This is a genomic window from Methylophaga sp. UBA2012 (assembly GCF_002335235.1).
GTDB classification, from domain to species: Bacteria; Pseudomonadota; Gammaproteobacteria; order Nitrosococcales; family Methylophagaceae; genus Methylophaga; species Methylophaga thalassica.
This window is the reverse complement of the sequence record NZ_DDCG01000013.1, coordinates 21,216-29,452: the sequence shown is the minus strand read 5'-3', so window position 1 is coordinate 29,452 and position 8,237 is coordinate 21,216. Positions and strand designations below refer to the sequence as shown.

The window sequence follows — 8,237 nt, the reverse complement described above, 5'->3', positions numbered from 1 at the left end:
TAGAGCACCACCTTGACATGGTGGGGGTCGGTGGTTCGAATCCACTCGTGCCTACCAGCATATTCAAAAGCGCTTAGGCGCTTTTTTGGTTTTTAAGGCCCTTTGTATCGGCCACAACCAGGATTTCATATGATTTCAGTAACACTTCCCGATGGCTCCCAACGCCAATTTGATCATCCCGTTTCTATCCATGATGTTGCCGCTGATATTGGTACTGGCCTAGCTCGTGCTGCGTTAGCTGGTAAAGTCGATGGGAAATTGGTGGATACCTCATTTGTCATTGATCATGATGCCGAGATCGCCATTATCACTGAGCGTGATGAAGAAGGGCTGGATGTGATTCGTCACTCGACATCACACTTGATGGCTCAGGCGGTAAAACAGCTTTATCCTGAAGCTCAAGTCACCATCGGACCTGTCATTGAAGATGGCTTCTATTATGACTTTTCATATAAAGAAGCATTTACACCGGATGATTTAGACAAAATCCAAAAACGTATGGAAGAGATTGTGAAGCAAGATCTTCCCGTGGTTCGTGAAGAAATTTCTCGTGATGCGGGTATCGAACTATTCCGCGACATGGGTGAAGTCTATAAAGCTGAAATCCTCGAAGACATTCCTCAAGGTGAGACTTTATCGGTTTATCGCCAAGGTGATTTTGTCGATTTATGCCGTGGCCCGCACGTGCCGAGCACCGGTAAGCTAAAAGCGTTTAAATTGATGAAACTGGCGGGTGCTTACTGGCGTGGTAACTCTGATAATGAAATGTTACAGCGTGTATATGGTACAGCCTGGCAAGATAAAAAAGCGCTGAAAGCGTATTTACATCGTCTTGAAGAAGCTGAAAAACGCGACCATCGTAAAATCGCCAAGAACCTCGACTTATTCCATTTGCAGGAAGAAGCGACGGGCATGATCTTCTGGCACGATAATGGCTGGCGTATCTATCGGGTCGTTGAAAACTATATTCGCGATGTATTACGCGATAACGGTTATCAGGAAGTGCGTACACCTCAGGTTGTTGATCGCACTTTATGGGAAAAGTCCGGTCACTGGGATAAGTTTGGTGACATGATTTTCACTACACATTCTGAAAATCGTGACTATGCCGTCAAACCAATGAACTGTCCTTGTCATATTCAGATTTTTAATCAAGGTCTGAAAAGTTACAGAGACTTACCTTTGCGCATGGCGGAGTTTGGTTCATGTCATCGTAACGAGCCATCTGGCACATTGCATGGTCTGATGCGTTTGCGCGGATTTACACAAGATGATGCGCATATCTTCTGTACTGAAGATCAAATTCAATCTGAAGTAGCTACTTTCATTGAGCTATTACATGAGGTCTATGCTGACTTCGGATTTAATGAAATTATCGTTAAATTATCGACTCGCCCTGAAAACAGAGTAGGCAGTGATGAGGTATGGGACAAGGCTGAACACGCACTCGAACAGGCATTGAATGCTGCTGGGCTGGATTGGGATTTACAACCGGGCGAAGGCGCATTTTATGGTCCGAAGATTGAGTTCTCTTTAAAAGATTGTCTCGGTCGTGTGTGGCAATGCGGTACTATTCAGGTGGATTTCTCAATGCCTGGACGTCTGGATGCGACGTATGTCGCGGATGATGGCAGTAAACAAGTTCCGGTTATGCTGCATCGTGCCATCCTTGGGTCTTTAGAAAGATTCATCGGCATCTTAATAGAAGAGTATGCTGGTGCCTTTCCAACATGGCTCGCACCCAAGCAAGTTGTGGTAATGGGAATCAGTGATAAACAATCTGAATACGTCAGAAATATCACCAACAATTTGCAGAAACAAGGATTTAGAGTCGATTCGGACTTGAGAAACGAGAAGATTGGCTTTAAAATACGCGAGCACACTTTACGTCGTGTACCATATCTGATTGTTGTGGGTGAACGTGAAGCAGAAAATAATGCCGTGGCAGTACGCACTCGAAAAGGCGAAGACCTAGGTGCAATGCAACTTGAGGACTTTGTTGGCTTGCTACAGAAAGATGTTGCGAGTCGCGGTCGAATAATTATAGAGGATTAGAACATCGCTACAGATCAAAAAAGGCTGAATGGAGAAATCACAGCCAAAGAAGTACGATTAACAGATTCTAATGGTGAGCAAGTGGGCATCGTTACGCTGAAAGAAGCGTTGGAACGAGCCGAACAAGCTGATCTGGATTTGGTGGAAATCGCACCACAAGCGACTCCACCAGTATGCCGTATCATGGATTACGGCAAGTTTTTGTTTGAAGAAGGCAAGCAGAAAGCGCTAGCTAAGAAAAAACAGAAACAAATTCAGGTGAAGGAAGTTAAATTCCGACCTGGAACAGAAGAAGGGGATTATCAGGTAAAACTACGCAACCTGATACGTTTCCTAGAAAGCGGAAATAAAGCTAAAGTCAGTCTCAGATTTCGTGGACGTGAAATGGCACATCAGGATTTAGGTCTGAAGTTACTTGAAAGAGTCGCTGAAGATTTAAAAGAACTGTCAAATGTCGAGCAGCGCCCTAAGAAAGAAGGACGTCAAATGACAATGGTTTTAGCTCCGGTCAGTAAAAAATAACTACATAAACTTTCAATGCGGAGTTGTTAATTCAATGCCTAAATTAAAAAACCATAGTGGTGCTGCTAAACGTTTTAAACGTACTGGTAGCGGAAAATTCAAGCGCTCACAAGCTTTCACTAGTCATATCCTGACCAAGAAAAGCACTAAGCGTAAACGTCAATTACGTTCTACTCTGACAATCTGTAAAGCAGATCACATGTCAGTTCGTAAGATGTTGCCAAACCTGTAATTGAGGGAGTTTTCTAATGCCTAGAGTAAAACGCGGCGTCACAGCACGTGCTCGCCATAAAAAAGTTCTTGATCAAGCTAAAGGGTATTACGGTCGCCGTAAGAATGTATACCGTGTAGCTGTCCAAGCTGTTACAAAAGCAGGTCAATATGCTTATCGTGACCGTCGTCAGAAAAAACGTAATTTCCGTACTTTATGGATTGCGCGTATCAATGCTGCTGCACGTGAGTGCGGAATGTCTTACAGCAGAATGATCGATGGTCTGAAAAAAGCCTCTATCGAAATCGATCGTAAAGTGTTGGCCGATATCGCTGTACATGATGAAGCTGCATTTGCTGCACTTGCAGAAAAAGCGAAAGCTGCACTGGCAAACTAAATCGTTGGTTTATTGATTAAACCTACGTGTTTGCATGTAAGTAGAAAAGGGCCGCCAAAACGGCCCTTTTTTGTTTCTGAATATTGTTCCTCAGACGGGGGTAATAATGGCTGAACTGGATACACAGTTACAAGCTTTAAACGACATTGTTGAGTCTGCTAAAACGGCAATTGCACAAGCGAATGATAATCGGGCTTTAGATAACGTTCGCGTTGAGTTTTTAGGTAAAAAGGGCAAAATCACGGCTTACCTTAAAGATTTAGCCAATGTGGGCGTTGAAGAAAGACCCATTATCGGTAAATCGGTAAACATAGCTAAACAAGATGTCTCTGCACTGATCGATGCGAGAAATAAAACCTTGTCTGAAATGGCGATGCAAGCCGCTTTAGCCGCAGAAACAGTCGACGTTACCTTACCTGGTCGTAATAGTGAGATTGGTGGTTTACACCCGGTAACACGCACATTACAACGTATTGAACGTTACTTTAAGAATATTGGCTTTGATGTGGCTGAAGGCCCTGAAATTGAAGATGGCCATCACAACTTTACTGCCCTCAATATTCCTGAGCATCATCCCGCGCGTGCGATGCACGATACATTTTATTTTGATGCCGATAAATTATTAAGAACACACACATCACCGGTTCAAATCCGGGTGATGGAAGAAGAACAGCCGCCGTTACGTTTGATTGCACCAGGCAGAGTTTATCGCTGTGACTCAGACTTAACGCATACGCCGATGTTTCATCAGATTGAAGGGCTGATGGTGGATGAAAATATCAGCTTTACTGATCTGAAAGGCATCTTGTCAGACTTCTTGCAGGCTTTCTTTGAGAAGCCTTTAAAAGTGCGTTTTCGCCCCTCTTATTTTCCGTTTACTGAGCCTTCAGCTGAAGCGGATATCGAGTGCGTTATCTGCGGCGGGGAAGGATGTCGAGTTTGTAGCCATACCGGTTGGATTGAAATATTAGGCTGCGGTATGGTTCATCCGAACGTATTCAAACACGTCAATATTGATAGTGAAAAGTATTTAGGCTTTGCGTTTGGTTTAGGCGTTGAACGGATGGCGATGTTGAGATACGGCGTTAATGACTTGCGTATGTTCTTTGAAAACGATTTACGTTTCCTGAAACAATTCAGTTAAGCGACGAGATAAGACAATGAAGTTTAGTGAAAAATGGTTACGAGAGTGGGTCAATCCTGCACTTGATACAGATGCTTTAGTAGAGAAACTCACTGGTGCTGGTCTCGAAGTTGATGCTGTAGAGGCTGTAGCAGGCGAATTTTCTGGCGTTGTTGTGGGACAAGTTACCTCTGTCACCCCTCATCCTGATGCTGATAAGTTGCGTCTGACGAAAGTGAATGTCGGTGCTGATGAGTTATTGGATATTGTTTGTGGTGCAAGCAATGTTCGTGAAGGGCTAAAAATTCCTGTTGCAGTTATTGGATCTGTATTGCCCGGTAATTTCAAAATTAAACAAGCTAAATTACGTGGCGTGCCATCGTTTGGCATGTTGTGTTCATCAAAAGAGTTAGGCCTCACAGAATCAGCGGATGGCTTGATGGAGCTTACTGATGATGCACCAGTTGGTGAAGATTTCCGTGTTTATCTGGACTTAGATGATAAGGCCATAGATATTGATCTCACACCCAACCGCAGCGATTGCTTGAGCGTCGCTGGTGTGGCGCGTGAAGTAGGCGTACTGACTTCAGAAGATATTAATGCGGTAGCGTGTGATGATGTTAATGCGACTTCTTCTAAGACATTTGAAGTCAAGGTTGAAGCAAGTGCTGCCTGCCCCCGATATTTGGGTCGTGTCATCGAAAATATTAATCCTGCAGCAGAAACACCTGTATGGATGCAAGAGAAACTACGCAGAAGTGGCTTGAGAAGTTTAGGGCCTGTTGTTGATGTCACAAACTACGTGATGCTTGAATTAGGCCAGCCTATGCATGCCTTTGATCTGGATAAGATCGATCAAGCCATTCATGTACGTTTATCTGAACAAGGTGAAAAACTGACTTTGTTGGATGGACAAGAAATTGAAACACAGGCGGGGACTTTATTAATTTCTGACACACAGAAACCGCTCGCTCTAGCAGGTGTAATGGGTGGAAAAGAATCTGCTGTCAGTTCACAAACAACGTCTTTATTTTTAGAAGCTGCCTTTTTTGCACCTGAAGCGATCGCCGGTAAAGCGCGTAGCTATGGTTTGCATACTGATTCATCACATCGCTTCGAGCGCGGTGTTGATCCTGAATTAGCTAAGTCAGCGATAAATCGGGCTACGGCTTTATTACTTGAGATTGTCGGTGGCGAGGCAGGTCCTGTTATTGAACAATGCAGTGAAAAAGAGTTACCGGAGATAGCAAGCATTCATCTGCGAGCGGACAGAATTAAACGTGTGCTTGGACTTGAGTTAAATAAAGAAACAGTATCTGAACAGCTAACACGCTTAGGTCTCGTTGTAGAAAATGTTGATGGTGGCTGGCAAGTGTCGGTACCTTCATTCCGCTTTGATCTTGCTATTGAGGTCGATTTAATAGAAGAGTTAGGGCGTTTGTATGGTTATGATAAATTGCCAAATACACGACCTCAGGGAACGGTATTAACAACCAACATTACTGAAACGCTGACGCCAGTTGATCGTTTACAAAATGTATTAGTGGATCGTGGTTATTATGAGGCCGTTACCTACAGCTTTGTAGAACCCAAAATTCAACAACTACTCGCTGAAGACACATCAGCACCTATTAAATTAGCTAATCCGATTTCTGCTGATTTGTCAGTGATGAGAACATCACTTTGGCCAGGCTTAGTGCAAGCCATGGTTTATAATGCCAACCGTCAGCATGAACGGATTCGTTTGTTTGAAGTAGGGCGTGTATTTAAAGGAACGCTGGACAATATTGATCAGCATCGTCAAATTGGTGGTTTGATCTATGGTAGCCAATATGCGGAACAATGGTCTCAAAAGCCGCGGAATGTCGATTTCTTTGATATCAAAGCGGATGTTGAGGCTTTACTCAAATTGGGTGGCGGCCAAATAACATATGAAGCAGAATCCCATCAGGCATTACATCCTGGACAGTCTGCTCGTGTGTACAAAAATGGCAAAGCCATTGGCTGGCTGGGGGCTTTACATCCAAAATTGAATAAACCACTCGATATTGATGGCAAGGTCTATGTGTTTGAATTAAGCTTGTCTGACGTCGTTGAAACAGATGTACCAGAATTTGAAACACTATCAAAATTCCCTGCTTTGCGTCGTGATTTGGCATTACTGGTTGATGATGCAATTACGGCGGGTCAAATCGAAGATTGCCTGAGGGAGATCGATTCTGATATTCTTAAGTCATTTCAATTATTTGACGTATATAGTGGAGATGGAGTCGAGCTTGGTAAAAAGAGCTTGGCAGTAGCCTTTATACTCCAGCATAAAGAACGAACTTTAACAGACGATGAAGTCGACTCATTGCTCAATAGTGTGACAGAAGCCCTGGCGCAAACACTGAATGCAACGATAAGATCTTAAAATCGTTTAATAAACAATAAGAATTAATTTGAGGTAGACATGGCACTGACTAAGGCCGATATGACAGAACAGTTGTACGATGAATTAGGTTTCAACAAACGTGAAGCAAAAGAATTAGTTGAAATGTTTTTTGAAGAAATTCGTTCGGCACTAGAAAAAGGTGAACAAGTAAAGTTATCTGGTTTTGGTAATTTCGAGTTAAGAGATAAAAGCGAAAGACCTGGCCGTAACCCAAAAACTGGTGAAGAAATCCCAATAACAGCCCGTCGTGTGGTCACGTTCAGACCCGGACAAAAACTGAAGGCAAGGGTGGACAATTATGCTGGAAGCAAGTAACAACAACGAACTCCCTGTAATACCTGCAAAACGTTATTTCACCATTGGTGAAGTGAGTGAACTATGCGGTGTAAAACCGCACGTTCTAAGATACTGGGAACAAGAGTTTTCACAGCTAAAGCCGGTAAAACGACGCGGTAATCGTCGTTATTATCAACGGCATGATGTGGTGTTGATTCGTGAGATTCGTGGTTTGTTATACGAGCAAGGATTCACCATTGGTGGTGCTAGGCAGCAACTTGGAACGGACACAAAAACTACAGTTGCTGAACACCAAACGGACCAAAAACAGCTTGTAAAAGAATTGCTGAAAGAGCTGGAAGATTTAAGAACTTTTTTAAATTAAATCTATTTAATCGCTATGAAAAAAGCCCATGCAAGATCGCTTGTATGGGCTTTTTTCGTAGTTAAATGACTTTATTCAATCTGTTTAATTCTCAATATTGGAATCGATAATGTCGAATAGACTAGAGTTATCATGTCGCTAAAACACTGTTACTGGATTATTTCTATAACGATTGTATTTTGTTTCCCAGTTAATTCTCAGGCGACGGAAAGATATCCCTTTATGGTTGTTGATCAACAAGGCTTACCATTAAGTGATACCGTCATTGATCCTCTACTTGATGTATCAAAAAATACTAATGAGTCGCTTCCACTCACCAGTATCGATCAGGTCAATAAGCAGTTTACGCCACAACAAATTATTATCCAAAAGGGACAATCTGTTGAATTTCCAAATAGTGATAACATCAGACATCATGTGTATTCATTCTCAAAAGCAAAAGTCTTTGAACTAAAACTTTATGCTAATAAGCCAGAAGCACCTATCACATTTAATGAGGCTGGCGTAGTTGTACTGGGATGTAATATCCACGATAGTATGATTGGCTATATCTATGTTGCTGATTCTAATCAAACTGTTGTTACGGATGATAATGGTAGCGCCGAGATAATCGTAGACAAACCGATTAAAGCTGTTCGTGTGTGGCATGCGCAACAAGCTGATGGTGCCGAGTCACAACAGATACTTTCACTGGATACTTTGTCACACAATACAGGGGGGCAGTTAATGATTAAAGTGACGACTGTCGACCCTCTACCTAGAAATAGCTTTGAGGATGTTTTTGGTGTGGTTTCACCGGATTAAATTACGAAACAAGATTTTTTTGTTATGTAC

General features: G+C 42.7%; 9 protein-coding genes. All 9 read left to right on the top strand.

The genetic code is table 11. The features are described from left to right. The first annotated feature begins 129 nt into the window (after positions 1-129). The 9 genes from thrS (at position 130) to B2248_RS09740 (ending at position 8,207) form a co-directional block, all read left to right on the top strand. Positions 130-2,055, top strand: coding sequence for a threonine--tRNA ligase (gene thrS / locus B2248_RS09780; RefSeq protein ID WP_273182020.1), 1,926 nt, complete (start codon positions 130-132; stop codon positions 2,053-2,055). A gap of 3 nt (positions 2,056-2,058) precedes the next feature. Beyond that, a complete protein-coding gene (gene infC / locus B2248_RS09775; RefSeq protein WP_139031853.1) occupies positions 2,059-2,577 on the top strand; it encodes a translation initiation factor IF-3 in 519 nt (172 codons plus the stop codon). 34 nt (positions 2,578-2,611) lie between these two features. After that, positions 2,612-2,809, top strand: a complete 198-nt coding sequence (gene rpmI, locus B2248_RS09770; RefSeq protein ID WP_007145589.1) for a 50S ribosomal protein L35 — start codon at positions 2,612-2,614, stop codon at positions 2,807-2,809. Positions 2,810-2,825: 16 nt separating this feature from the next. Beyond that, positions 2,826-3,185 (top strand): 50S ribosomal protein L20, encoded by a 360-nt coding sequence (gene rplT / locus B2248_RS09765; RefSeq protein ID WP_091711655.1) that lies wholly within the window; start codon positions 2,826-2,828, stop codon positions 3,183-3,185. A 106-nt stretch (positions 3,186-3,291) separates the two neighbouring features. Continuing rightward, positions 3,292-4,329: a phenylalanine--tRNA ligase subunit alpha gene (gene pheS / locus B2248_RS09760; protein ID WP_273182017.1), complete on the top strand. Its 1,038-nt coding sequence runs from the start codon at positions 3,292-3,294 to the stop codon at positions 4,327-4,329. Between the two features lie 16 nt (positions 4,330-4,345). Beyond that, positions 4,346-6,721, top strand: a complete 2,376-nt coding sequence (gene pheT, locus B2248_RS09755) for a phenylalanine--tRNA ligase subunit beta (RefSeq protein WP_273182015.1) — start codon at positions 4,346-4,348, stop codon at positions 6,719-6,721. 39 nt (positions 6,722-6,760) lie between these two features. Further along, positions 6,761-7,057, top strand: coding sequence for an integration host factor subunit alpha (ihfA, locus tag B2248_RS09750; protein WP_007145585.1), 297 nt, complete (start codon positions 6,761-6,763; stop codon positions 7,055-7,057). Beyond that, the gene (locus tag B2248_RS09745) at positions 7,041-7,403 is read left to right on the top strand and encodes a MerR family transcriptional regulator (protein WP_273182012.1); all 363 of its coding nucleotides are present in this window, start codon (positions 7,041-7,043) and stop codon (positions 7,401-7,403) included. Before ihfA ends, B2248_RS09745 begins: the two co-directional genes overlap by 17 nt. A 132-nt stretch (positions 7,404-7,535) precedes the next feature. After that, positions 7,536-8,207 carry a methylamine utilization protein gene (locus B2248_RS09740; protein WP_273182010.1) on the top strand — a complete coding sequence of 224 codons (672 nt, stop codon included), beginning with the start codon at positions 7,536-7,538 and terminating at the stop codon, positions 8,205-8,207. Positions 8,208-8,237: the final 30 nt, after the last annotated feature.

What these genes read in the sequence shown, in the direction of transcription:
- B2248_RS09740 (WP_273182010.1), top strand. Translation starts at nt 7,536, where the DNA reads ATGTCGCTAAAACACTGTTACTGGATTATTTCTATAACGATTGTATTT.
- rplT (WP_091711655.1), top strand. Translation starts at nt 2,826, where the DNA reads ATGCCTAGAGTAAAACGCGGCGTCACAGCACGTGCTCGCCATAAAAAA.
- rpmI (WP_007145589.1), top strand. Translation starts at nt 2,612, where the DNA reads ATGCCTAAATTAAAAAACCATAGTGGTGCTGCTAAACGTTTTAAACGT.
- pheT (WP_273182015.1), top strand. Translation starts at nt 4,346, where the DNA reads ATGAAGTTTAGTGAAAAATGGTTACGAGAGTGGGTCAATCCTGCACTT.
- thrS (WP_273182020.1), top strand. Translation starts at nt 130, where the DNA reads ATGATTTCAGTAACACTTCCCGATGGCTCCCAACGCCAATTTGATCAT.
- B2248_RS09745 (WP_273182012.1), top strand. Translation starts at nt 7,041, where the DNA reads ATGCTGGAAGCAAGTAACAACAACGAACTCCCTGTAATACCTGCAAAA.
- ihfA (WP_007145585.1), top strand. Translation starts at nt 6,761, where the DNA reads ATGGCACTGACTAAGGCCGATATGACAGAACAGTTGTACGATGAATTA.
- pheS (WP_273182017.1), top strand. Translation starts at nt 3,292, where the DNA reads ATGGCTGAACTGGATACACAGTTACAAGCTTTAAACGACATTGTTGAG.